26 protein-coding genes are annotated in these 24323 nt (G+C 44.7%); 13 read left to right on the forward strand and 13 right to left on the reverse strand.

Annotated features, from left to right (window positions below; genetic code table 11):
- Positions 1-79: 79 nt before the first annotated feature.
- The 3 genes from DXN04_RS33270 (at position 80) to DXN04_RS33280 (ending at position 1825) form a co-directional block, all read left to right on the forward strand.
- Positions 80-892 (forward strand): ThuA domain-containing protein, encoded by an 813-nt coding sequence (locus DXN04_RS33270; protein WP_116857748.1) that lies wholly within the window; start codon positions 80-82, stop codon positions 890-892.
- A 145-nt stretch (positions 893-1037) separates the two neighbouring features.
- A complete protein-coding gene (locus DXN04_RS33275) occupies positions 1038-1562 on the forward strand; it encodes a class I SAM-dependent methyltransferase (RefSeq protein WP_158569291.1) in 525 nt (174 codons plus the stop codon).
- A gap of 8 nt (positions 1563-1570) precedes the next feature.
- Entirely contained in the window at positions 1571-1825 is a 255-nt protein-coding gene (locus tag DXN04_RS33280; protein WP_147320140.1) for a hypothetical protein, read from the forward strand.
- A gap of 83 nt (positions 1826-1908) precedes the next feature.
- Here DXN04_RS33280 and DXN04_RS35015 read toward each other — a convergent pair whose 3' ends face one another.
- On the reverse strand, positions 1909-2598 hold the full coding sequence (locus tag DXN04_RS35015) for a hypothetical protein (protein WP_158569292.1): 690 nt from the start codon (positions 2596-2598) through the stop codon (positions 1909-1911).
- A gap of 272 nt (positions 2599-2870) precedes the next feature.
- On the opposite strand from DXN04_RS35015, the gene DXN04_RS33285 reads away from it, so the two are divergent.
- Positions 2871-3527, forward strand: a complete 657-nt coding sequence (locus DXN04_RS33285; RefSeq protein WP_116857751.1) for a class I SAM-dependent methyltransferase — start codon at positions 2871-2873, stop codon at positions 3525-3527.
- An 82-nt stretch (positions 3528-3609) separates the two neighbouring features.
- Positions 3610-4032 (forward strand): OsmC family protein, encoded by a 423-nt coding sequence (locus DXN04_RS33290; protein WP_116857752.1) that lies wholly within the window; start codon positions 3610-3612, stop codon positions 4030-4032.
- 46 nt (positions 4033-4078) lie between these two features.
- Here DXN04_RS33290 and DXN04_RS33295 read toward each other — a convergent pair whose 3' ends face one another.
- Positions 4079-4855 (reverse strand): hypothetical protein, encoded by a 777-nt coding sequence (locus DXN04_RS33295; protein ID WP_116857753.1) that lies wholly within the window; start codon positions 4853-4855, stop codon positions 4079-4081.
- 110 nt (positions 4856-4965) lie between these two features.
- On the opposite strand from DXN04_RS33295, the gene DXN04_RS33300 reads away from it, so the two are divergent.
- On the forward strand, positions 4966-5925 hold the full coding sequence (locus DXN04_RS33300; RefSeq protein ID WP_233525744.1) for a bifunctional helix-turn-helix transcriptional regulator/GNAT family N-acetyltransferase: 960 nt from the start codon (positions 4966-4968) through the stop codon (positions 5923-5925).
- A 38-nt stretch (positions 5926-5963) separates the two neighbouring features.
- Here DXN04_RS33300 and DXN04_RS33305 read toward each other — a convergent pair whose 3' ends face one another.
- The 3 genes from DXN04_RS33305 to DXN04_RS33315 all read right to left on the reverse strand — a co-directional run bounded on the left by DXN04_RS33305 (position 5964) and on the right by DXN04_RS33315 (position 8847).
- The gene (locus DXN04_RS33305) at positions 5964-6536 is read right to left on the reverse strand and encodes a DUF2272 domain-containing protein (protein WP_116857755.1); all 573 of its coding nucleotides are present in this window, start codon (positions 6534-6536) and stop codon (positions 5964-5966) included.
- A 279-nt stretch (positions 6537-6815) separates the two neighbouring features.
- Positions 6816-7814: an aldo/keto reductase gene (locus DXN04_RS33310; protein WP_116857756.1), complete on the reverse strand. Its 999-nt coding sequence runs from the start codon at positions 7812-7814 to the stop codon at positions 6816-6818.
- A gap of 136 nt (positions 7815-7950) precedes the next feature.
- Positions 7951-8847 carry a helix-turn-helix domain-containing protein gene (locus DXN04_RS33315; protein WP_116857757.1) on the reverse strand — a complete coding sequence of 299 codons (897 nt, stop codon included), beginning with the start codon at positions 8845-8847 and terminating at the stop codon, positions 7951-7953.
- A gap of 165 nt (positions 8848-9012) precedes the next feature.
- Here DXN04_RS33315 and DXN04_RS33320 point away from each other — a divergent pair, with 165 nt between their 5' ends.
- A complete protein-coding gene (locus DXN04_RS33320) occupies positions 9013-10998 on the forward strand; it encodes a beta-L-arabinofuranosidase domain-containing protein (RefSeq protein ID WP_116857758.1) in 1986 nt (661 codons plus the stop codon).
- 87 nt (positions 10999-11085) lie between these two features.
- A complete protein-coding gene (locus DXN04_RS33325; protein WP_116857759.1) occupies positions 11086-11496 on the forward strand; it encodes an SRPBCC family protein in 411 nt (136 codons plus the stop codon).
- Between the two features lie 23 nt (positions 11497-11519).
- On the opposite strand, the gene DXN04_RS33330 is transcribed toward DXN04_RS33325, so the two are convergent.
- Positions 11520-12107: a phosphatase PAP2 family protein gene (locus DXN04_RS33330; protein WP_116857760.1), complete on the reverse strand. Its 588-nt coding sequence runs from the start codon at positions 12105-12107 to the stop codon at positions 11520-11522.
- A gap of 383 nt (positions 12108-12490) precedes the next feature.
- Between DXN04_RS33330 and DXN04_RS33335 the strand changes: the two genes are divergently transcribed.
- Positions 12491-14977, forward strand: coding sequence for a DUF5686 and carboxypeptidase-like regulatory domain-containing protein (locus DXN04_RS33335; RefSeq protein ID WP_116857761.1), 2487 nt, complete (start codon positions 12491-12493; stop codon positions 14975-14977).
- A 41-nt stretch (positions 14978-15018) separates the two neighbouring features.
- Positions 15019-15402 (forward strand): response regulator, encoded by a 384-nt coding sequence (locus tag DXN04_RS33340; RefSeq protein ID WP_158569294.1) that lies wholly within the window; start codon positions 15019-15021, stop codon positions 15400-15402.
- Here the strand turns inward: DXN04_RS33340 and DXN04_RS33345 are convergent.
- Complete coding sequence (locus DXN04_RS33345; protein WP_116857763.1) at positions 15379-16554, reverse strand: sensor histidine kinase; 1176 nt, start codon at positions 16552-16554, stop codon at positions 15379-15381. The genes DXN04_RS33340 and DXN04_RS33345 overlap by 24 nt on opposite strands.
- Positions 16555-16638: 84 nt before the next feature.
- Here DXN04_RS33345 and DXN04_RS33350 point away from each other — a divergent pair, with 84 nt between their 5' ends.
- Positions 16639-18459, forward strand: coding sequence for a beta-N-acetylhexosaminidase (locus tag DXN04_RS33350; protein WP_116857764.1), 1821 nt, complete (start codon positions 16639-16641; stop codon positions 18457-18459).
- Position 18460: 1 nt separating this feature from the next.
- On the opposite strand, the gene DXN04_RS33355 is transcribed toward DXN04_RS33350, so the two are convergent.
- Positions 18461-18799 (reverse strand): iron chaperone, encoded by a 339-nt coding sequence (locus DXN04_RS33355; RefSeq protein ID WP_116857765.1) that lies wholly within the window; start codon positions 18797-18799, stop codon positions 18461-18463.
- A gap of 57 nt (positions 18800-18856) precedes the next feature.
- On the opposite strand from DXN04_RS33355, the gene DXN04_RS33360 reads away from it, so the two are divergent.
- Positions 18857-20146, forward strand: a complete 1290-nt coding sequence (locus DXN04_RS33360) for a BamA/TamA family outer membrane protein (protein ID WP_233525745.1) — start codon at positions 18857-18859, stop codon at positions 20144-20146.
- 74 nt (positions 20147-20220) lie between these two features.
- On the opposite strand, the gene DXN04_RS33365 is transcribed toward DXN04_RS33360, so the two are convergent.
- The 4 genes from DXN04_RS33365 to DXN04_RS33375 form a co-directional block, all read right to left on the reverse strand.
- Complete coding sequence (locus tag DXN04_RS33365; RefSeq protein WP_116857767.1) at positions 20221-20727, reverse strand: YkgJ family cysteine cluster protein; 507 nt, start codon at positions 20725-20727, stop codon at positions 20221-20223.
- The gene (locus tag DXN04_RS33370) at positions 20705-21283 is read right to left on the reverse strand and encodes a hypothetical protein (protein WP_116857768.1); all 579 of its coding nucleotides are present in this window, start codon (positions 21281-21283) and stop codon (positions 20705-20707) included. The genes DXN04_RS33365 and DXN04_RS33370 overlap by 23 nt, the downstream gene beginning before the upstream one ends.
- On the reverse strand, positions 21231-21425 hold the full coding sequence (locus DXN04_RS35020; RefSeq protein ID WP_158569296.1) for a hypothetical protein: 195 nt from the start codon (positions 21423-21425) through the stop codon (positions 21231-21233). The genes DXN04_RS33370 and DXN04_RS35020 overlap by 53 nt, the downstream gene beginning before the upstream one ends.
- A gap of 70 nt (positions 21426-21495) precedes the next feature.
- A complete protein-coding gene (locus DXN04_RS33375; RefSeq protein WP_116857769.1) occupies positions 21496-21843 on the reverse strand; it encodes a winged helix-turn-helix transcriptional regulator in 348 nt (115 codons plus the stop codon).
- A gap of 75 nt (positions 21844-21918) precedes the next feature.
- Here DXN04_RS33375 and DXN04_RS33380 point away from each other — a divergent pair, with 75 nt between their 5' ends.
- Positions 21919-22707 carry an SDR family oxidoreductase gene (locus DXN04_RS33380; RefSeq protein ID WP_116857770.1) on the forward strand — a complete coding sequence of 263 codons (789 nt, stop codon included), beginning with the start codon at positions 21919-21921 and terminating at the stop codon, positions 22705-22707.
- A 109-nt stretch (positions 22708-22816) separates the two neighbouring features.
- On the opposite strand, the gene DXN04_RS33385 is transcribed toward DXN04_RS33380, so the two are convergent.
- The gene (locus DXN04_RS33385; RefSeq protein ID WP_116857771.1) at positions 22817-23959 is read right to left on the reverse strand and encodes a hypothetical protein; all 1143 of its coding nucleotides are present in this window, start codon (positions 23957-23959) and stop codon (positions 22817-22819) included.
- Between the last annotated feature and the right edge of the window lie 364 nt (positions 23960-24323).

Raw genomic sequence — 24323 nt, forward strand, 5'->3', positions numbered from 1 at the left:
ATATTGAGGTGACCTTTTGGTGCCCTTATAGTGACGATTTGGAGTACTATTAATTTCGAATTTTCACTATACTTGGACTATGAAATCAGTCACCTTATTCATAGCATTCCTCCTTTGGTCCCTTTCTGGTTTCTCCCAGAAAATCCTTGCCTTTTACACGGCCAAAGAAGACCAGGCCCATATCAGCTTTGTCCACGAAGCCAATAAATGGTTCCCTGCCAACCTGGCCAGGTATCACTGGACCTACGATTCCACCAATGACTGGAGTAAATGCAACCCTGATACCCTGGCCAAATACAACGTGATCCTCTTCCTGGACACCCGTCCGGAAGCCCCTGCCCAAAGAGCCGCTTTTCAAAAATATATGGAACATGGCGGTGCCTGGATGGGATTTCACTTTTCCGCCTTTGCGCTGACTCCCTCTGCTTACAACCAGGACTGGGACTGGTACCACAATACCTTCCTGGGTTCCGGATCTTACGGGAGCAACACCTGGCGGCCTGTTTCCGCTGTATTAAGGGTAGAAAACAAACAACATACAATCGTTAAGGAGTTGCCGGATACCTTCCGCTCAGCACCAAATGAGTGGTATAGATGGTCGAACGACCTCCGGGAAAATAAGGATATCACCATCTTATTATCGATCGATCCGGCCAGTTTTCCCCTGGGTACGGGGCCTAAACCAAATGAAATCTGGCATAGCGGGTACTACCCCGTCGCCTGGACCAATAAGCGCTATAAAATGGTTTATGTGAATATGGGGCACAATGATATTGATTACGAGCATGGTACCAATAAGGAATTATCTTATACATTCTCAAGTCCCGAACAGAACCGCTTCATCCTCAACTCTCTTTTTTACTTAATAAATTCAAGTAGAATATTACCCTAATTCTGACAATTTTTTGCCCTGTTTATATAATTTTTCCTGAAAGAATCAGGTTAACTTTGACACCGGAATGTTTATGAGTGATTCGCGTTTTAATACGCAAATGTTTACTTCTGATGATTCCTTTGACCAAATCTATCCGCAAGGGATGCAACAATTGTCAAAGAGGCATTGGACACCGCTTCAGATTGCTACCGCATCTGCGGCATTTCTGGCTCACAAGCCTGGTACCCGGATCCTGGATATAGGTAGTGGAGTAGGTAAATTCTGCCTGATAGGGGCACATTTTCATCCAGATTCTTATTTTTACGGAATAGAACAACGAAAAGAGCTGTATCTGTACGCCAGAAATGCTAAAGAAGTCTTGAAGATGGATAATGCCGACTTCATATGCGGCAACTTCACTCGTTTTAACGCAGGCCAGTACGATAGTTTTTACTTTTACAATTCATTTTTTGAACATCTGAAACCGGAAGACGGTATCGACCAGCAGATTGATTATTCACCAGATCTTTATGACTATTATACCTGCTACCTGCAGGATATAATGGACCAAAGGGTGTCAGGTACCCGTTTTGTCACCTATTATAGTATGGGAGATGAGGTACCGGATAGTTATCAGCTGGTAGACGCTTCCGATGATATGCTTCTTAAAATGTGGATAAAACGTTAACGGAAAAATTGATTAATGACATGAAAACAGAAGAATTAGCGTCGAAGATAATCGTCCAACTTAAAGATGCAAAAGACGACGACGCAGTTGAAGCATTATTGGATGCTTCTCTGAAAGAACTGGAAGCCAGCAAGATTTCCATCAGACAACTGGAAGAGAGACTGGAAGGAGTGTCACCTCTGGATGTAGATAGTGTACAATGGATGAACCTGCGATACACCCGTATCTACCTCCGCAAACAAGAGGAACTACAAGAAGCTTAATAAATAAGGCCCCGGCAGATGTCGGGGCCTTTTTATTTCCTTTGATTTATAGTGATTAGTGAGAATACGCTCTATTTGACTAATTAGCGGCCATGTCTGCCATTGCCTCCACCATGTCCACCTTCGTGTCCATGACCATTTCCTCCTCCATTGCCACGTCCGCCACCATTGTTCCAACCAGGTCCACCGCCCTCATGGCCTCTGCCGCCACCATTATTCCAACCGGGTCCACCGCCTTCATGACCACGACCACCACCGTTGTACCAACCAGGTCCACCGCCTTCATGACCACGACCACCACCATGGTTCCAACCGGGCCCACCTTCATGACCATGTCCGCCATAATATCCGCCTCCATGAGGCTGAGCAGCAAAGTAACGGGGATTACGTGAATCCCTGATGATTGGCTGACGCCCCCAGGCACCTCTGTAACCTGCATACCTGTTCCTGTAAACAACAGGGTGCAGGTAAGGACGAGGTTCATTTACCACTACCTTATAACCACGATACAGGTCATAATGGAAGCGTGGAGGCAAAGCAGGTGCAAACACCCATCGGCTGCCTTCCAGGTATATGAACTGGCGTTCAGGTACGTAATAATATGCGTCGATATCCGGCATGTAGTAATATTCAGCATAGTCATAACCCACAGGGCCCCACGCTGGCTGGCTGCCAATATTCACGTTCACATTAAACCTCACCTGTGCGTCAGCCTTAAAACCGTATATTGAACCAATGGCTACTAAACAGGTAATAAGAACTATCTTTTTCATAACAAGTGTTTTATACTTATCAATAGCCAAATAGAATGCCAAACTTATAAATTCCGATAAAACCCTTTACTGGTAAGGGTTTGTATGTTGATGCCAAAATGAATCCTGCAAGATGCAGCGGCATTTTAAACAGGAGAGGGCTTTCAAAATGAATGGATGAATAAGGAGCATGATTTGAACTCAAAAATGCCTATATTCAGTACCGGAATTGAAATACAGCCACGTTTAATGACCCAACAGACTACCCCATTTTTAAACCTTGTAAACGCTCAATGAAATACCTGTCCTACTTTTTTTATATCGGTTGGCACTGGGGTATCAGCATGGCTTTTTTTATCATCTGGTATGAGATTCGCGGGGAAAAGCATTTCGGTGTAAAGACAATCGGCACAGATGACCTGGCGACGCATGTACCGGCTGAAGAACTGGAGCATGCATCCATGTACGAGCCAGTGAATTATTATACAGGTAGCTGGTTATTTGATCATGTGGAAAAGCATGAACTGGTTTCAGCATTCCTGGATGTAGGTTGCGGTAAAGGGAGAGTGCTGGCTATTGCAGCTGCCTATGGTTTTAAACATATCATAGGAATTGATTTCTCACCCAGGCTCTATGGCGATGCGCTGGAAACGGCGACCGCACTGGAGAAGAGGTATAGCGATTGTAAGGTAGATGTTGTATGTGCCGATGCCAGGAAATATAATATTCCTGACCAGGTAGGCGTCATCTTCCTGTTCAACCCTTTTGACGAGGTGATCATGAATGATTTCATTGACCAGGTGATGGAAAGTCTGATCCGGAACCCCCGTCCGCTCAAGATCCTGTATGCAAACCCACAGTGCAAACAACTCTTTTTAAATGCCGGGTTTAAGGAGCAGTATGCCTTTCAGAAATTGAAATACCTGAAAGGCTCTGTGCTGACATTTTAACCTGGGTTAAAATTATTGCGTTAAGAAAAGTCCAATTTTACATCAACAAACAAATACACAAAACACCTAAAAACCAGATATTATGAAAAGAACAGCAAATGCACATTGGAATGGTAATTTAAAAGAAGGTAAAGGCAATATTTCTGTCCAGAGCACCGTGCTGACAAATACACAGTATTCTTTTAACGCACGTTTTGCAGATGGCGTAGGTACAAACCCTGAAGAACTGCTGGGTGCTTCCCATGCAGGTTGTTTCACCATGGCACTGAGTGCCGCACTGACCAAAGCTGGTTTTACAGCGAATGACCTGGATACCAAAGCGACAGTAGAACTGGATCCGGCTATTGGTGCTATCACAGGTATTACACTGGACCTGGTTGCTGCTGCTATTGAAGGAGTGAGTGAAGAGCAGTTCAACGAGATAGCAAAAGGAGCGAAGGAAGGTTGCCCTATTTCTAAGGCGCTGGCAGCTACGCCGATTACTTTGAATGTGACTTATAAATAACAAATAAAAAAAGAAGTTGTATCAATTTTTGATACAACTTCTTCTTTTAATTTTTTGCAGGTGTGATCTCGTCTGCCTCAGGAGTAGGATTCAGCACATATTGCTTTTTCTTCGGGTCATACATAATATACAGGTACCCGCCTCTCTTTCCCACATCATTCCACACGGTAATATCTTTGTTGCCATCGTTGTTAATATCATCTACAATGGTATTGCCATAAATAATGGTCCACACATTTCCACTGGCCGTTTTCACTTTTTCAAAGTCGATCTCCTGCGTCACCTTGTTCGTCACCTTGTCTACAATCTTCAGCTTACGCATAATGGCTTGCTTACCAACCGTTTTCTTGCTATACACGCCTACCAGGTATTTATCTTTCAGGCTCGCACTCTGGATAATATCAATCGGATCGATCTTCGCACTTGCCACCGTATCAATCAGTTCCCCGGTCTTTTCCAGTTCAAGGGTTTCGGGTGTCATGTTGTTCTTCAATGACATCCAGGTACCTTTCATCTTATTGCCGTAAAACAGGAAGTCCATCATGGCATTCGGCTGGTTATTAATGGTTTCTTTCAAAACCATATGGGTACGCTCGTTGAGAATACCGTGGATCGGAATAGGTTCGTTCAGGTTATCGTACATGTAAACCCCTTTCACAGTAATGGCTTCCGGGTCATCTCCATAACCACGCAGCAGCTGAATAGAAAGATGAATTGGACGGTCTCCGATCTTCCCCTTGAAATTATAGCAAACATACCAGCCTGCATGACTGGTGCCGGCCAATAGCAGGCATAGGAGCAGGGATAGGATAGATTTTTTCATAGGTATTGGGTTTGGAATAGGACAAAGATACCCCAACTTATTGAGATTTTTCATATATGATGGTAATTCAGGAAATACTTATTACATTTACGTAACCAATTACGTAAATTATGTCAACAATGGAATTCTTCAAAGAAGCCGGCAAAATGGCATTAGGGAGCAGGCTCCGCTTACTTACGGAAAAGATCACTGAAGATGCAGCACAGGTATATCATCTCTACGGTATAGATATGCAGCCGAAATGGTTCCCGGTATTCTACGTACTTTCCAAAGGAGAAGGCAAAACCATCACGGCCATTGCCAAAGAAATAGGTCATTCTCATCCATCCGTGAGCAAGATCACGACAGAGATGGCAAAGGCCGGGTACCTGCTGGAAAAAAAAGATAAGGCGGACGGCCGGCGAAATGTAGTCCAATTGTCTAAGAAAGGAAAAGAGACTGCCCTGCTGATTGAGGATCAATATAAAGATGTGGAACAGGCGGTGAATGAAATCTCTGCACAAACGAGGAATGATCTGTGGAAGGCGATTGAAGAATGGGAATACCTGCTGGAAGAGAAAAGCCTGCTCCGCCGGGTGCTGGAAACGAAGAAGCAGCGGGAAGGCAATACGATTCGTATTGTAGAGTATACACCTGCATATCAGCAGGCATTTCGTGAGCTGAATGAAGAATGGATCACCACCTATTTTAAGATGGAAGCTGCGGATTATAAAGCCCTGGATCATCCTAATGAATACATCCTGGATAAGGGGGGATATATTTTGGTCGCGCTGGATGGTGATACCCCCGTAGGGGTATGTGCATTGATTAAGATGGAGGATCCTGTATATGAATATGAACTGGCGAAGATGGCAGTATCTCCCAAAGCACAGGGGAAGAGTGTGGGATATAAATTAGGAACTGCCATTGTGGAAAAAGCCCGTTCATTAGGTGCAAAGAATGTATACCTGGAGAGTAATACGATTCTTAAACCAGCTATTGGATTGTATCAGAAATTAGGGTTTAAAAAAGTGGCGGGTAGGGCTACGCCGTATGAGAGATGTAATATTCAGATGGAACTGATTTTATAAAAAAACATGGTCGGCATTGACACCGGCCATGTTGATTGTTATTTCAGATCGCGGATCACCGAAATATAAGGTGAACTGGATCTTTGAATAATTTTCATCCCGTCATTCAGTCTTACTTTCTTTTTCCTGATTGAATCACTTTCATTGCCGCCTATTGTCATTACATAATGCCCATTTGCATCTGTACCTTTTTCAACTACAATGGCAGAATGTGAAGGGTAATCTTTGTGTTTTTGGGCGTAAGTAAAATCGTATTTATTGCCTCCTCTGTTATTTTGAATAATATCCCCGAGTTCTGGTGTTACATCAGCTATATCAAAACCCCTGAAAACGCCTGTGTTATTTACCGTATTTTGAATGGCAAAATGTACGAACCTGGAATGCGAGGGTGCAAATAAAAATTCCTGCTTTGTAGCGCCGGCGCTCTTTACGCAGTAGGAGACAAATACAGCCGACCAGGGAGTCTCTGTGCCAGGAAAATCAAGGCCCAGGTTTTGCCAGTACTCTTTAATTTGTTGCGATAAAGGTTGGTCGTCTTCACTCTCGAAGTGGAATTGTTCATATTGATTGTTGGTGAGGTCAACCAACTTTTTTACGTAATCCGTAATCATGCTCCATGAAGTTTTTGGGGTGAATTAAAAAAAGTAAAACTAGCCCATCGTGTCTGGTTTATCAATACCAACTAGTTTGTATTTTTCGTTAAATCCAGAAGAGTGGACCTATTTAGAAGCCCTTCATCATCGAGGTAGAAAAACATTAAAATAATAACATTAAAAGAGGCTATATCAAAAAGTAATCTGAAGGCATTGAGAATTACAAAAACGAAAATTCTCTCCACCAGGAACCCGAATTAAATCCCGGGAATTTTACTTTTGATACAGCCTTTTTTCTTAATTGTTCACCAATTTCATTGCTCCCGGCAGGTATCTTTCACCCAGGTTCGGATACTTTACCACCAGTGCATCTATTGCTGCCAGATCGTCTTTTGACAGCACCAGATCCACGGCCTTTGCATTTTCTTCCAGGTACTTAATCCTCCTGGTACCAGGAATCGGAATAATATCTTCTCCCTGTGCCAGCACCCATGCCAGCGCTAACTGTGCAGGCGTACATTGCTTGCCTGCCGCCAGTGCCGCAAATTCAGCCACCAGTTTTTCATTATTCTCCAGGTTCTCTTTCTGATAGCGTGGCAGCCCTTTTCTGAAATCACCATCCGCCAGGTTTTCAGGATTGGCATTGATCACTAAGCCTCTTGACAGTGGAGAATAAGGCACCAGTGAAGTACCCAGTTCTCTTGCTGTATTGAGAATATCGCCTTCCACGTCCCTTGTCAGGATAGAGTACTCTGTCTGCAATGCAGCAATCGGGTGTACCGCATTGGCCTTTCTTAAAGAAGTGGCAGATGCTTCACTCAGTCCCAGGTATCTTACCTTACCCTCTTTCACCAGTTCCGCCATCGCAGCTACCGTTTCTTCAATAGGCACATTCGGATCCACACGATGTGCATAATACAGATCGATGGTATCTATGCCCAGTCTTTTCAAAGACTGTTCTACAGCGGTTTTGATCCATGCAGGAGAGCCGTCAAAATAAGTGTTGCTTGAGCCGCTGGGTCCAGCTTGTCCATCTCTGAAGCGAAAGCCGAATTTAGTAGCGATAAAGATCTTATCCCTGTTTGGGACCAGTACTTTTGAAATGAGGGATTCATTTGCACCAGCGCCATACATATCAGCAGTATCCCAGAAGTTAATGCCCAGTTCAAGTGCCCTGTGCAGGGTGGCGATGCTTTCTGTATCATTGCTGGGGCCGTAAGCAAAGCTCATACCCATACAACCCAATCCTGTAGCGGAGAGCTTTTCGCCGGTATTACCAAGATTTCTGTACTTCATAATTGTGCGTGTTTTGTACACACAAAGTTAGGAGGCGCATGGCAGGCCGCCCTTACCGGAATCAAACAAGAACTTATAATTTTCAAACAAGGATAATATTATGCTGGTTCCCAATAACCATAGTACTCTTTCAGTTTCAAATAAGGACAGCCCCATTCCGCACCTCGCCCGGAGCTACTCCTGCATGCTTGCGGAAGAAGTTGGTAAAATAGGGTGGTGACTCAAAACCCAAGGCATACCCTATTTCCGCAATGTTCCAGTCTGTATGCTGTAGCAGGGCCGTGGCCTCGCGCGTAATGCGGGAAGCAATATGCGCAGTGGTCGTCTTGCCTGTGATTTCCTTGACAGAACGGTTCAGGTGATTCACATGAACGGAGAGGCTTTGTGCAAAGTCATTCGCTGTTTTCAGGCGTAACGCGGCTTCCGGCGTATCAATGGGAAACTGTCTTTCCAGCAGCTCCAGGAATAAACTGGAGATGCGGGCAGAGGCATTCGTATGTTTTTCGAATGAACCGGCCGGTGTGAGTTTCATACCCTCGTGAATGAGCAACTGTACACAATTGCGGAGTACGCTGAACTTATGTATATAATCTCCATTCATTTCCCTGGACATTTTTCCAAAAATGGCTGAGATCTCCCCGATCTGCGCTTCGTTTGGAAAGAACACAGGGTGCGGGGTACCGATGCTAAAGAGGGGCGAATCCTGCAATTTCTCTATCTGAGACAGGAAGGCCTCTGTGAAAATGCAGTACGAGCCCCGCTGATCCGGGTCCTCCGTTTCCCATGAATAGGGCACCATGGGATTGGAGAAGAGGAGTGCCGGCCTGTCAATATTGATCCAGGTATCGGCATAGTGAATCTTGCCAGTGCCTATGATCAGTGAGATTTTGTAGAAGTCCCGGCGGCTGTAAGGGCTGTTGGTTACACACGTCTGCCGCATGAAGATATTAAAATGCCCGGGGCCGTTTTCGCTCATGGGTGTCGCCTCGGGGTGACGATTGTAAAAGTCCTGGATACTTTCGGAGCGTTTCATACCTTAAAGTTATAAAATTCAAACATAATGTTGCCAGTCGGCCTCGGTAATTTCATTTCCCTACCCCAAAACGCCTGCCCTGGGGCAAGGGTATATTGTCTGCCTAATTAAATTTGAAAGGATATATTGATTTTTTATCTTACCGGCAAAATAATACCCACGTAAATGAAATCTCAGGTCTTAATTTGCCTATTATTCTGTATTTCCGTACAGGCACAGGTTACGCCTGTCTTTAACCGGGCACCACTCCGCGAAAATCCTTACACGGCGCTGCCCATCGGCGCTATCAAACCACAAGGCTGGTTAAAAGAAATGCTGCTGCGCCAGAAGAATGGAGCTACCGGTCAGCTGGATAAATTGTATCCCTTAGTAATGGGTCCCCGCAATGGCTGGCTGGGTGGCGATGGCGATCAGTGGGAACGAGGCCCTTACTGGATAGATGGCCTGCTGCCATTGGCTTACATCCTGCAGGACACGGCCCTCATCCGCAAGGTAAAACCATGGGTGGAATGGAGTATTCAAAGTCAGCAACCTGATGGTTACTTTGGCCCTTCAAAGGATTATGGTCCTGAGCCGGGTGTGCAAAGAGATAACAGTCATGACTGGTGGCCGAAGATGGTGATGCTCAAAATTCTACAGCAATACTACATGGCTACCGGCGATCAGAGAGTAGTGAAACTCATGACCAGCTATTTCAGGTACCAGCTAAAGGAGTTGCCGGCCCATCCCCTGGACCACTGGTCATTCTGGGCCCGGTACAGAGCCGGCGATAACCTGAAGGAAGTGTACTGGTTGTACAACATTACCGGCGATAAATTCCTGCTGGATCTGGCTGATCTGCTGCACAAACAGACCTTCGATTTTACCAATGCATTCCTGCATACGTCTTTACTTTCCCAGGTAGGCAGTATCCACGGTGTAAACCTCGCGCAGGGTATGAAGGAGCCAATCCTTTATTACCAGCAGCATCCGGAACAGCAATACCTGGATGCTACCGTAAAAGCTTACACGGATCTGCGTCATTACGACGATATGGTGATGGGGCTCTATGGTGGTGATGAGGACCTGCATGGTAATAATCCTACTGGTGGTTCAGAATTGTGTACGGCTGTAGAGATGATGTACACGCTGGAAACAACCCTCCCTATCACCGGCGATGTCGCTTATGCTGACAAGCTGGAAAGAATTGCATTCAATGCCATGCCCACGCAGATTACAGCTGACTTCATGGACAGGCAGTATTTTCAGCAGGCCAATCAGGTAATGCTCACCCGCCAGACCAGGGGCTTTCATGTAAATCACAGTGGTACTGATGTGTGCTATGGTTTGCTCACAGGTTATGCCTGCTGTACATCAAATATGCACCAGGGTTGGCCCAAGTTTACACAGAACCTCTGGTATGCTGCCGCAGATAAAGGAGTCGCAGCATTGGTCTATGCGCCCAGCGAACTGAAGACGACGATCAATGGTAAGCAGATTGGCTTTACAGAAACCACCAATTATCCATTCGAAGAGCAGATCACATTTACCTATACAGGAGCTTCTACTTCTTTTCCCCTGACCCTGCGCATACCTGCATGGTGTAAACAGGCGAAGATCGTAGTGAACGGAAAAACAGAGCAGGAGCCGGCAGGCAACCAGGTTGTAAAAGTAAACAGGTCCTGGAAGAAGGGAGATATAGTGATTTTACAGTTGCCCATGCACCTGAATAATCAACGTTGGTACGAAAACAGTATCTCCGTGGAAAGAGGTCCGCTGGCTTATGCCCTGAAAATAGGAGAGGAGAAAAAGATGGTGCGTATTACAGCAGCAGACAGCATTGATTATGGCAACAGTTACTATGAGATCAGACCTGCTACGCCATGGAATTATGCATTGTATGCAACACCGGAGAATGAACTTTCTGCACATTACAATGTTGTTAAGAGCAGTACAATAGCCGCCTATCCATGGGAGCCTGAAAAAGCACCGATCACGATCAAAACGAAAGGCAGGATTATTCCCAGTTGGCAACTGTACCAGGAGATGGCAGGACCAGTACCATTCAGTACAATCTTCCAGCTGGAATTGGGCCAGGAGCAGGACATAGAACTGATACCTTATGGTTGTACACATCTGCGCATAGCACAATTTCCGGTAGTGAACAGATAGCTGTCGTATTGTACCCGGCAATTGTCGGATTTACCCATAATTGGAATAAATGACTTAACTTAAGTTTGTAGTATAAAATCAAACACCATGAGCGCGATCACCATCAAAACCACGGTTAATGCACCTGTAGAAAAAGTGTGGAAAATCTGGAGTAGTCCGGAACACATTGTTAAATGGAGCACAGCATCTGAGGACTGGCATACTCCCAGTGCACAAAATGACCTGCGTCCGGGAGGTCGTTTTTCTTCAAGAATGGAAGCTAAAGATGGCAGTATGGGCTTTGATTTTTTTGGTACCTACGATGTGGTAAAGCTGCATGAAAAAATTGGCTATACCCTCGGCGATGGCCGTAAAGTAGATATCTATTTCCACAGTCATGGAGACTCAACTGATATCAACGAGACTTTCGAAACTGAGAAGCAAAACCCCGAAGAGATGCAACAAGCGGGATGGCAGGCTATTCTTGACAATTTCAAGAAGTACACAGAGTCCATCTGAGCGAATTAAAAAAGCCTCCTGAATCAGGAGGCTTTTTTAATATTATATGTAAACTGGAATCTTAATGAAAGTTGAAAAACTGCTACGCCAACGATAGAACCGATGATTGCCCCACCTAACACGTCAGAAGGGAAATGTTTACCGACATATACCTGTGCATAACAAACAGCAGCCGCCCAGATCCACAACCAGTTCCATTTTTTATCCAGGTAATGCCTGATGGCATAGAACCAGTAAGTGGCCAATACAAAATGATTAGCCGCATGATTGGAAGGGAAGGAGTAAGCACCTCCGCAACCGACCAGGCTTCTGACCATTCCATTCAGTTCAGGATCATAGCAGGGGCGTAATCTGCCTACAAAGGGTTTTACGAGTTGTGCACACATCATGTCCGTAACGGCGAAGGCCACCAGGGTCGTGATGATAAACACCAGTGCATTGTGCTTTAATTTGGCAAAGCTGAACCACAACATAAATGCATAGAGGGGAATCCAGTTGAGTGGTTCTCTTATAGCCATCATAACAGGGTCCAGAAATTTACTATCTGAATCGTGATTAATAAGCATAAAGAGGGCCTTATCCAGTTCCCTGAACGAATGTAAAATGTCCATAAATAAAGTCGTTTACACTGAGTTTCAATTGGCAATGCCTGGGTTCCGGCGCAACAATGTAGGTATTGTTCGCTGGCGGCAGCACCCGCTTATATCAATCGTTTTTAAGTTGTAGGTATCCTATCCAATCTATTCAGACTGTAAGGTAGTTATTTATTCAAATGTCCTCTTTTTGTTCATAATCATTTAATATTAGCGACAAGTGCCGGAAGTTTGTCGATATAAATATTTGGGCATGGTTGTGTTCGTTTGCAGCTCATATCGCATGATTCTTCGGGCTGGTCGCTACAATTCCGGAATATGCCTATAAGCCCGCCTGATTTATCGGATTCAGTTGTAGTATTGAAGCGCAGGCTTCCTGTATGCGAACGAACTTAGCGCTTATGAAGTGTACGATACTATCGTATTTTTTATTGATTGCCTTTCCCATTTCCCTTGTTGCCCAGACGGTAGTGTCAGGAACAGTAACGGATGCCGGCACCAAAGCTCCACTTGAAATGGCGGGTATCGTCATCAGTGGTAAAACAATCGGTACACATACTGACGAAAAAGGTCATTTTACTTTGTCGGCCAGCGAACCATTTACACAGATCTCCGTATATGCGATGGGGTATAAGACGGTAAAATTAACCGTAGTACCCGAAAAGCAGCAGGTGATCAACGTAAAACTGATGCAGAATACCTATGGCCTCAGTGAGGTCGTGGTCAGATCAGGAAAGAAACAGAAGTACTCAAATAAGAACAATCCTGCAGTAGACCTGATCAGAGAGGTGATTGCACATAAATCAAAGAACCGTCCGGAAAATTATGACTATGCAGAGTATCATAAATATGAAAGGATGTTACTCTCGCTCAGTCATTTATCAGATACCTTTCGTAACAGGCGCATCTTTAAAAATTACCAGTACCTTTTTACAGAGCAGGATTCCGATGCCATTGGCGGCAGATTAATGCTGCCTGTCTATATGGAAGAAAAAATGTCCGACAATTATTACCGTCGCAATCCTTATACCAAAAAGCAGATCATTCGTGCCAGCAAACAGGTGAAATACGATGAAAACCTCATTGACAACAAAGGCTGGTCTTCCACACTCAATTTCTTTTACCAGGACATAGATATTTACCAGAATAATATCATGTTGATGACTAATCAGTTGCTGAGTCCTGTGGCAGGCGGGGCCCCTGGCTTCTATAAATATTTCATAACTGATACGGTGGATCACCAGGTAGTATTGGATTTTAGTCCAAGGAGTAAAACAGACCTGCTCTTTGAAGGTCGCTTGTATATCAGGCTGGACAGTACCTATGCTATATCGCGGGCCGAACTCAGGGTTGATAAACGCATTAATCTCAACTTCGTACGGCGGATGGAAGCCAACATTACATTTGATGAGCGGAACCAGTTGAAAGAAAGTACCCTGAAAATGGATTTTGGTCTGAGCAAAGAGAAAGGAAAGGGCATGTATGGAGAGCGCATTGTACAGATTGATAGTTTTTTCCTGGATAAAAAAAGGCCGAATGCAGATTATGGCGGATCTGCGGTAGAAACGCTTGCAGATGCGGAGAAAAAAGATACCGCCTACTGGGCATTGAACAGGCCCTATGCCTTGTCTGGACCAGCAGCAGGTGTATACAAAAATATGGACAGCCTGCAGCATACTCCTTCCTTTAAAAGGGCGGTGAACTGGGCCACTTTTTTATTGATCGGCTTTAAAAACTTTGGGCCTTTCGAAATAGGACCGGTGAATACTTTCTACAGTTTTAATGCGGTGGAAGGTTTCAGGCCACGGTTCGGGGGCAGAACAACGGAACAACTAAGTAAGCGTATATATTTCGAAGGCTATATGGCCTATGGTGTGAAAGATGAGCGTTTTAAATATTTCGTGAGTGCTACCTATTCATTGAATAACAAATCTATTTATACTTTTCCTCAACATTATATCAGGGCCAGTTTTCAGCACGATACCAAGATTCCCGGGCAGGAACTACAGTTTGTGCAGGAGAACAACGTGTTGTTATCTTTCAAGCGGGGCACGAGCAACCAGATGCTGTACAATGATTTTTTTAAGTTGGAATACCTGCATGAGTTGCAGAATCATTTCTCGTATTCATTTGGCTTGAAGTACTGGGATCAGCATCCGGCAGGAGGACTGTCGTTTCAGAAGCTGGTAAATGAAGAAGTAGTGAATGTAACAGGTGTGAAGACAACTGAGTTGAATATGACCTTACGCTATGCACCGCACGAGCAGTTTTACCAGAGTAAATTGTATCGTACACCCATTACTGATAAGTATCCCATCTTTACCCTGCGCTATAACCAGGGCATCAAAGGATTGCTGAATGGAGAATACAATTATCAGCATGTGGCATTGAATATTACGAAACGATTTTATTTATCACAACTGGGGTATACGGATGTGAATGCAGAGGGCTCTTATTTATTCGGGCAGCTGCCTTTTCCATTGCTGGATATCCACAGGGCGAACCAGACTTATTCCTTTCAGTTGCAGTCGTACAACCTGATGAACTTTTTGGAATTCGTGAGTGATCATTATGCAGGGATAAATATTGATCATCACTTCAATGGATTTTTCTTTAATAAAGTGCCTTTGCTGCGGAGGCTGAAATGGCGGGAAATTGTGAATGCAAAGTTCCTGTGGGGAGGAGTGAGAAGTGAGAATGCGGCTCAGCTAATGCTGTTTCCTTCGGGCACTTATTCGCTGAGCAATGGACCATATATAGAAGGAAGCGCTGGTATTGGTAATATCTTTAAAATAGTGCGTGTCGATTTTGTAAAGCGTTTTACCTACCAGCATCATCCGGAGGCACCATTATGGGGGATCAGGGCGATGCTGAAATTTGATTTTTAAGCGATAATTAGTACTTTAGTTACCGCGCTATGAATCAGAGTATGAAAATTAAATTCCTGTTAGCTGACGACGACAGGGATGACCAGGAAATTTTGATAGAGGCTATTTTAGAGGAAGAGCCGGATACAAAGATAAACACTGTTTTTAACGGGCAACAGGTATTGGATTACCTGGCTGAGCGGTCACCGGATAATTGGCCGTCATTGATCATATTGGATTATAAGATGCCGGTGATGAATGCCACGGAAGTATTGGAAAAAATTCAGGATATAAAAGTGCTCAAGGTAGTATGGAGCACTTCCAGTCAGCCTGAGCATATGCAGATCTGCCGGCAGCTGGGGGCTGCGGAATATTTTATCAAGCCGAATAACAGGCCTGAATTGAAAGCAATGGTGCAGGAATTATTCCGCCTCTGCAATAGGTAAGGTTATGGTGAAGGTAGCACCTTCGCCTACCTGTCCGGTAGCACTGATCGTACCATGATGGTTTTGTACAATCCGCTGGCAAAGGGCCAGGCCTATGCCGGTACCCGGATAGCTTTCACGGCCGTGCAGGCGTTCAAACATCTCAAATATTTTCTTACAGTTTTGCGGTTCAAAGCCGATGCCATTATCCTGTATAATGATGTTTTGTTTACCATTATCGAAGGTGGATCGGATGATGATATGAGGGATCTTCTCCCGATGATGATATTTTAGGGCATTGCCGATCAGGTTGTCAAGCAGCTGGCGTAACTGGAAGGTGATGCCGGGCACGACAGGGAGTGGATCTGCTTCAATGACTGCATTGATAGATTCTATGGTTTCCTGGTGATGAGAAAGCACTTCTTCCAATAAGGATGTGAGGGCGACTTCTTCAAAAGGAGGTACTTCTCCTGATATTCTGGTATAGGTCAGCAGATCTTCGATGAGGCCCTGCATACGGTGTGCGGCATCCACGGTTCTTTCGAGATAAGATTTTTCCTTTGGCGGCAGTTGAGTGCCGATTCCATCTAATAAAGAAGACGTGTAGAACTGCACTTTTCGGAGTGGTTCTTTCATGTCGTGTGCGGCAGCATATGCAAACTGCTGGAGGTCCCTGTTCTGGGCTTCCAGTTCTTTGGCGTATTGTTGTATTTTGTCTTCGGCGACTTTTCTTTCGGTGAGATCACGGGTTACTTTGGAGAAACCGATCACATTCTTCAGGTCATCATGGAGTGCGGTAAGAACGACACTGCCCCAGAAGGTGGTGCCATCTTTGCGTACACGCCAGCCTTCGTGAATAGCTTTGCCGGTACTGCGGGCACGTTGAATGAGTTGTTCGGGTAATTGTCTTTCCTGGTCTTCCGGCCGATAGAAGATCCGGAAATTGCGGCCTATGATTTCGGCTTCTTTATAGCCTTTGATTTTTTCAGCACCTTTATTCCAGTTCATTATCCGGCCATTGGGATCCAGCAGGAGGATAGCATAATCTTCTACTTCTTCCACCATTTTATGGTAGCGTTCTTCACTGCGTAGGAGCGCTGAATTATCCTGGGCTGCAAGCAGCTGCAGTCGGTCTAATGAAGCGGAGTCATCTGGTTCTGATCTTGTGTCCATGGAATTCTGTGCTGTGTCGTCTGAAACAAATATAAGATAATAGGAAATAGTTTATTATTTTTTCGGAATAAAGAAAGTTCACGTATGCGATCAATGATCATCATCTTGCTGGCCATGCTTCTTAACATGAACAGCCATGCACAACCAAAAATTATTCCGGAACCTGTATCTATGGTAGTTCAAAATGGGACATTGCCATTGGGGAATAACGTTATTTGGGCAACGGATATAAAAAACACGGCCTCCTTATCACTGGCAAAAACCCAGCTGGAAGCAGATTTCAAGAAAACGGTAGTAGCCAATGGGGGCACCCGGATTTCTCTGAGCCTGTTCAAAAAACCGGATAATACTATTGGTAATGAGGGCTACCTGCTCGTTATCGATAAAGAAGGTATTCACATTTCTGCAAACAAAGAAAATGGATTATTCTATGGATTACAGACAGTTCGCCAGCTGTTGGTAGCGCCATCCGTACCTTTTCTGACTATCAGGGATTACCCGACGGTAGGCTGGAGAGGCATGATGCTGGATGTTGCACGGCACTTCTTTACCAAAGCGGAAGTGATGCGGTACATAGATGAAATAGCTGCTTATAAATTTAACGTGTTGCACCTGCACCTGACTGATGATGGTGGATGGCGTATTGAAATTAAGAGTTATCCAAAACTAACGGAAGTAGGTGCCTGGGCTGTGGAAAAATATGGTTATTACGGTGAGTTCTCGGCGGCTGAACCAGGGGCGAAGTATAACTATGGCGGATTTTATACCCAGCAGGATATAAAGGATCTTGTACAGTATGCAAAGGCACATTTTGTGGACATCCTGCCGGAAATAGATATTCCAGGGCACTCTATGGCTGCGGTAGTAGCCTATCCGGAGTTGTCAGGTACAAAAGAAGCGGCGACTTACAAGGTGTATTCCGGCGAAAAGGGTTTCATGGACTGGACCGATCATGGTATCGTGGCAAAGTATGATAACACGCTCAATCCTGCCAAACCGGAGGTATACACATTCCTCAATAAGGTCTTTGAAGAAGTGGCGGGATTATTTCCCTTTGGCTATATCCATGTGGGAGGCGATGAATGTGCAAAAAACTACTGGCAGAAGGATCCGAATATCACAAGCCTGATGCAGAAAGAAAAGCTGAAGAACTACGAGGAAGTGCAGGCTTATTTTGAAAAGAAGGTGGAAGCCATTATTATTTCAAAAGGTAAGAAACTGATTGGCTGGGATGAGCTGCTGGAAGGTGGTGTGGCACCTAATGCCACTATTATGAGCTGGAGAGGGGAGAAAGGTGGTATAGAAGCCGCTAATTTAAAACACCAGGTGGTAATGACCCCGAATAACTATGTGTACATTGACTATGTGCAGGGTAATAAGTACCTGGAATCAAAAGTATACGAAACCCTGCGTATGAAGAAGGTATATGCTTTCAATCCGGTACCTGCAGGTGTAGATCCGCAGTATGTATTAGGTGGTCAGGCGAACCTGTGGACAGAGCAGGTGTATAATTTCAGCAAGGTAGAATATATGACCTGGCCTCGTGGTCTGGCAGTAGCAGAGTGCCTGTGGAGCCCGGCATCCAAAAAAGACTGGCCGAACTTCGTTGAAAAGGTAGAGCAGCATATGCGCTTAATGGACAGAGATACTGTAAGTTACGCACCGAGTATGTATGAGCCGGATGTGACCCTGCAATCAGGTTTGTGTACGTTTGTACCTGAGGTGGACGGATTGGAAATGCATTATAGCGTGGATAATTCATTCCCGGATATAAAGTCCCTGGTTTACAAACAGCCTTTTGCCCTGCCTGAGGATGCTGTGATGCTGCGTATTGTAAGTTATAAAAACGGAAAGCAGGTGGGAAGGATTGTTTCTATCCCGGTTGCAGAGCTGAAGAAGAGCTAAGCTATTTTTTGGAGTTTTGCTTCAGACGATAAAGCACAATTTTGGTAATAAGATCTAAGGGAAGGGGTTGATCCAGGGGAAACTGGATGGACCCCTTTCCCTGTTTATAAGGCGATAATTCCTTCTCAAATGCCTTGATGCCTGTAGGGGTAGGGTAGAACCCAATATGGTGCTTAAATGCCGCATAATGCACCAGGTTCCCGTTTAGAACAAAAGTAGGGATGGCGTATTTAATAGCTTCTGTAGCAGTAGGTGCAGCCTGCCGGATGGTCGTTCTCACCTGTTGTAGCAGGGTCTGGACATCCTCCGGAAAAGATGCGATGTAGGAGTCAACAGTCATGTTGGTTTGAAATTTGTTTCCGCTAATTTAATGTTACCTCGTTACAAAACCATTTTATTGAAGGGCCTGTTTCTGTTCATTTTGGCGGGATCCTGTGCACCAGCCTTTAGTCAGGTACCGGTACCCGCTGCCGATACGCTGAAGGGCGATTCATCTCATGTGCATATAAATAACCCGGTAGTGGCCGAAAGGTTGGAATCACAGTTTGATTTTACCGACCTGGTCAGGAATATTTTTCATGTCCACAGGGATCCTGATAAAAAGCCATCCGGTATTATTGTCGTTCCGAATGTGGCTTCCAATCCCAGTATCGGTTCGCAGATAGGTATAAAGGCTGTGGCAGGTCGGAAACTGGGCAATGATCCGAATACCTTGTTGTCAGTAGGGGCCACCTCGGCATCTATTACAACGAAAGGGATCATCTATTTCTACATCAGTCACAATATCTACACACCGGGGAATAAGTGGAATTTCCAGGGAAACCTGGTAGCGGCCAAAACAGTGACACCGGATTATGGACTGGGAATAGGCATTGATCCGGAAGGAAGTGCTACGGACAAGCAGCTGGCGAATCCGAACCGTAAAGCCCGTGGCCTGCATGCACAGTTTTATAACTTCAGGGAGAAGGTGTATAAGGAGGTGGTGCCCCATTTGTTTGTGGGAGCAGGGGTCTCATTTGATATCAGGAGGAAGTTAACTGAGACGGATACTTCGGGAAATACGCCTTACGATATTTATAGCGACAGGCATGGTTTTCACAGGGATAAATATATGGCAAACGGCCTGTTGTTCAATGTGCAGTATACAACGCGTGATAACCAGAACAGGGCTTATAAGGGAATGTATATAGATGCGGGTTTTAGGTTAAATCAAACCTGGCTGGCGAGTACACGGAATGCCTTGCAGTTCACAACTGATTTTCGGAAGTACTTTAGTTTATCGCACAGGAATCCGGAGCATGTGGTGGCTTTCTGGAACTGGGGTTCTTACCTGATAGCGGGAAATATTCCTTACCTGGAATTGCCTGGTACGGGAAAGGATCCGTCATTCAGGAGTGGCAGAGGGTATACAGTAGGGTATTTTAAAGGAACGCAGTATAACTATTCAGAGATAGAGTACCGGTTTCCCATCCTGAGGAATAAGTTTTTGAGTGGGGTGGCCTTCTTCCATATGCAAACGGCGAATGATGCTTCGGGAACGAAGTTGTTCCAGGTGTGGCAACCTGGTGGTGGTGCTGGTTTGAGGGTGTTGTTCAATAAGCTCACGCGCACGAATTTGTGCCTGGATTATGCCTGGGGTAAGTTTGGTGCAAGGGGCTTCTTTTTGGGCCTGAATGAAGCGTTTTAAAATAGCTTTAATTATGGTGTTCATGGAACAGGCCTTGCTAAGGAGACGATTGTAGTGAGTGGTCGTGCAGGTTTTTACTGGTGAAAAGATAGCCTGTTTTTCATTTCTTCCACTACATTGTGTATAATAAGACAGGTGCTGTAATGTGTAAAAGTAGTGAAGAGTCGTTTATTGAACTTAGGCAGGTGCAGCGCAGGAAATTCACGACAACCGGCAAAGCGGTGCTCATAAATGGTGCAGCGGCAGTCGTGCAGGAAATGACAGGGAATGGTGTTGATGACCATCATATCATCGCTGCCACCTGTTTCAATATATTTCTCCTTCAGCTTGGTACAGGAGCTGTTCAAGTGAGTGGCGAGTGCATTCACTTCTTCTTCAGTAACGTTAATCATGAGATTACGGCAGCAATTCCCACAGGAGGTACAGTCTATTTGTGGGGTAATGAGGGTATCCAGCTCCCGGACAAGCTCATCTATTTCATCGGACATCTGTGATTGCAGGAATGATCTGAATGCAAGATTCTCGGCTTCCTTTTCTTCGGCAGCAAGTGCGATTTCTTTAAGTGTGGTCGTTAGTTTCAAGTTGCGAAGGTAGGGAATTTTTATAGCTTTCGGGCTGGAAGTCTCTGAGGGGAGTCGCCACTTTAGAGAAGTTAACGCCACTGGCCACCCGGCTGATATCAACTAAGGTATAGGTACCATCTGCTTTTATCAACACAATTTTTGCATACCTTTCTTCTTTTGTAACTGCGTAGAAGAACAGGTACAAGTTGGTATAATCCTCCCAGAGATAACTATTTTGGTCGATTGTAAAGCCGGTTTTGTTGACGGTCAGCCCCTGCGGCTTAGAGCCTGTTATGTACATGACAATATTTACCAGGAGTACAATTCCGCCAATAGCTACGCACTGCCAGGGAAGCAGGTATTGACTCAGTGCTAAAGGAATACCGATTGCGGTGGAAATGGTTTGTAATAACCAGATAAACGGGAAAGGCTGACCCACGACCACGTTGCCATTCTTATCTTTTTTGGCAGGATTGTAATAGGCATATTTAGATGCCGGAACAAATACGGATTCTTTTTCATTAACACCATTCTTTTGTAATAATTCCTGTTTGATTTGCGCTTCTGTAGTCATAGTGTATTGTAATAATCGGGTTGAAAACCCTGATGGTAGTACCTGTTTTATCCATTTGGGTGATGGTCAAAATATTCAGGCACACATATTTGCCGTCTTCCCGGATCAATACCGGCCCATGGCCTCTAAAGTCTTTATGCATAGGGCGTGTTCTTTGCTGTCCAGGGAAATGCAATGATTTTATAAGTACTGCTAAGATATAAATATTCTCACTATCGTTTCCTGCTGATCATCTTTTTATGCCTTTTTCCCCATTCTTCCATCGGCTTTGCAATCATATCGATCGTGAGACAATAATCAGTCAATGCATATTCAATCCTTACAGGATAATCGTCCACTACAGTTCTCGTAATCAGCAGGTTTTCTTCCAGGTGTTTTAACTCTTTGGAGAGTACCCGGTTGGTGATATTGGGAATAGAGGCTGCTATATCATTGAAGCGTTTATTCCCAACATAAATGCTCAGGATCACAGGTATTTTCCACTTACCCCCGATCACGAACATAGTATCCTGGATAGCCCTGATTTTGTCCTGGAAGCGTTTGGTTTCATTTGCTTTCATGTAAGTATCCTTTTGTATACAGGTATCAAATGTATACTATTTTGCCGCTAGGTTTGTGTCATAAAATTATTACCAATGAAAACAATTTTTATCACAGGGGCTTCATCAGGTATTGGCAAGGCCAGTGCGCAGTTCTTTCATGACAAAGGGTGGTATGTGATTGCTACTATGCGGCATCCGGAAAAAGAAACGGTGTTGTCTCAGCTGGAGAATGTGCAGCTATTGACGCTGGATGTAACCAATGTTGAGCAGATTACATCGGCAGTGAGTAAGGCGATTACTTTACGCAAGGTAGATGTGGTATTGAATAATGCCGGTTATGGTTTGTTTGGTGCCATGGAAGCATATACAGAAGAGCAGATCATGCGGCAGATCAATACCAACTTTTTGGGAGCGGTGCGTGTGACGCAGGCTTTTATTCCTTATTTCAGAGCGCAGCAGGGAGGACTATTTATTAACATCACATCAGTGGGCGGCAATACAGGGTTTCCTTTCAGTAGTATTTACAACGCTACGAAGTGGGCATTGGAAGGCTGGAGTGAATGCCTGTCAGTTGAGCTGGCGGGATTCAATATTGGGGTGAAGACGGTGGCTCCGGATGCAACAAAGACGGATCTGTTTAGCAGATCTTTTGATCTGGCCAGACACCCGGTGTATGATGCGGCGGTGGAGAAGGTACTGGCTGCAGTTGACCAGGAGACGCTGCCGGAGGAGATTGCGGCTGTTATTTATGAGGCGGCAACTGATGCTGCGGACCAGTTAAGGTATCCGGCAGGGAAGAAGGCGAAAGGAATTTTGGAGCGGAGAAGGGAAATTGGGGCGGAGGAATTCAGGAGGGAGATCATGCGGTATTTTGTAAAATAAGAAAAGAGCTTGTATCAGGAGTAATTTGAAGGCATTGAGAATTACAAACTCTCCTTCAATGTTCCGGATTACATCCGGTAAATTTTACTCTTGATACAAGCTCTTTTTATTATAATGCGAGTTCTCCTGTTTCAATATCTACGCGGGTCGCATAGGGCGCTTTCTTTTTGATATACGGCACATTCTCTACCAGTGGCATGGTGCCTGCTGCTATCGTTCCCGCTATTGCTGCTCCTAACATTCCTCCTCCTGCTGCACCCCAGATGATAGCATTGTTATTGCGGCGGGACATAGACAGGTAGTTGGTCAGGTAAATGCTGTTCTGTTTTTGTTCGATGGGAATGAGCGCACCATAATCATATTGTTTGAGCAGGGCACCGCTTTTGCGTACCCCCCAGAATTTATCAACATAGATTTTGTTGCCGCTGCTGTCTTTATGATAGAAGCGAATGATGTTGTTATCATTCTCATATTCAATGTCAGTGACAGATGGTTTGTCGGCAAGAAAATCCTTAAAGGTGAGGTAGATGCCATCTGCATGTTCTTTTGCCTGCAGGGCAGGAACATTGTAGCGGGCTGCTGCTTTTTCTTTTAATTCGGATAGGGTATAAGTTTCGGGTGATTGCACAGGCGTACGGGCGAGTAAAATCTGCAGGGCAGCGATGATGTTTTCACCGTGTTTGTGTGTAACATCCATACCCCCTTTTGTAAGGATGGTATCCAGGGCACCGATCTGGGTGAATTTGCCGCTATTATCTCCTGCGAAGGAGATGGCTTTGAAATGTAAGAAGCTGCGCTCGCTCATGCTGAAAGTACGTTCCCCGATGCGGACTTCCTGTATAACGATGACGAGTTGTGCACCCTCTTTTTTATATATAGAGTGGTAGCGTTGGTCTACATAAGATTGCAGGTACTCAGTAAAAGGGTTGGCTAAAGCAGCAGGCTTCCACTTGTTGAACATACCTGTCTGCACATACCCTAAGATGGTAGAGTCACCAACTTCATTAATGATCTGTATACCGGATACGTTAATTGCGATGGCAGTTTTTTCATCGGGGTTAATGTCCGGATCTGGCAGGGATATTTTGGTGATTTTACCACTGTCCAGGTCCTGGGCTTTGTTTTTTCCTTTGAAAGGGTCTTTTGATTTACGGCTGTCGTTTACGGTCACATTATCATCTGCATATTGGGCAAAAGTGTTGACAGCGGAGAGCGTAAAGATGATTATGAGGATCCAGCGAATATTTTTCATCAGGGATAATTTATGGGATGATAGGTATAACATGTTTAAATACAGTTTGCTACAGGGAGCTGTGACGAGTAACAAAGCAACATTATTTTTAGGGTTTCTCCAAATATTGGATGGGAGGGGGCTCTATATTCATATTTGATACAGGGTCAAAAAAACTAATTTGACGGTATCGAGGGTAGCGACACAGGTGGAAAAGCATGTACAACTAATTCTGATTGTGGAAAGAAGACTATCACAAATGGTTGTGGCCAACGGGTAACAGTTGACGGAGCCTGCACTACACAAAGCTGTAAGCTTACCTATATTTTGATCCAGCTAGGATTAGAGGTTTAAATAATTTTTCCTATACTAATATTTATTGCAG

This window comes from Chitinophaga silvisoli (genome assembly GCF_003412465.1).
GTDB lineage: Bacteria > Bacteroidota > Bacteroidia > Chitinophagales > Chitinophagaceae > Chitinophaga > Chitinophaga silvisoli.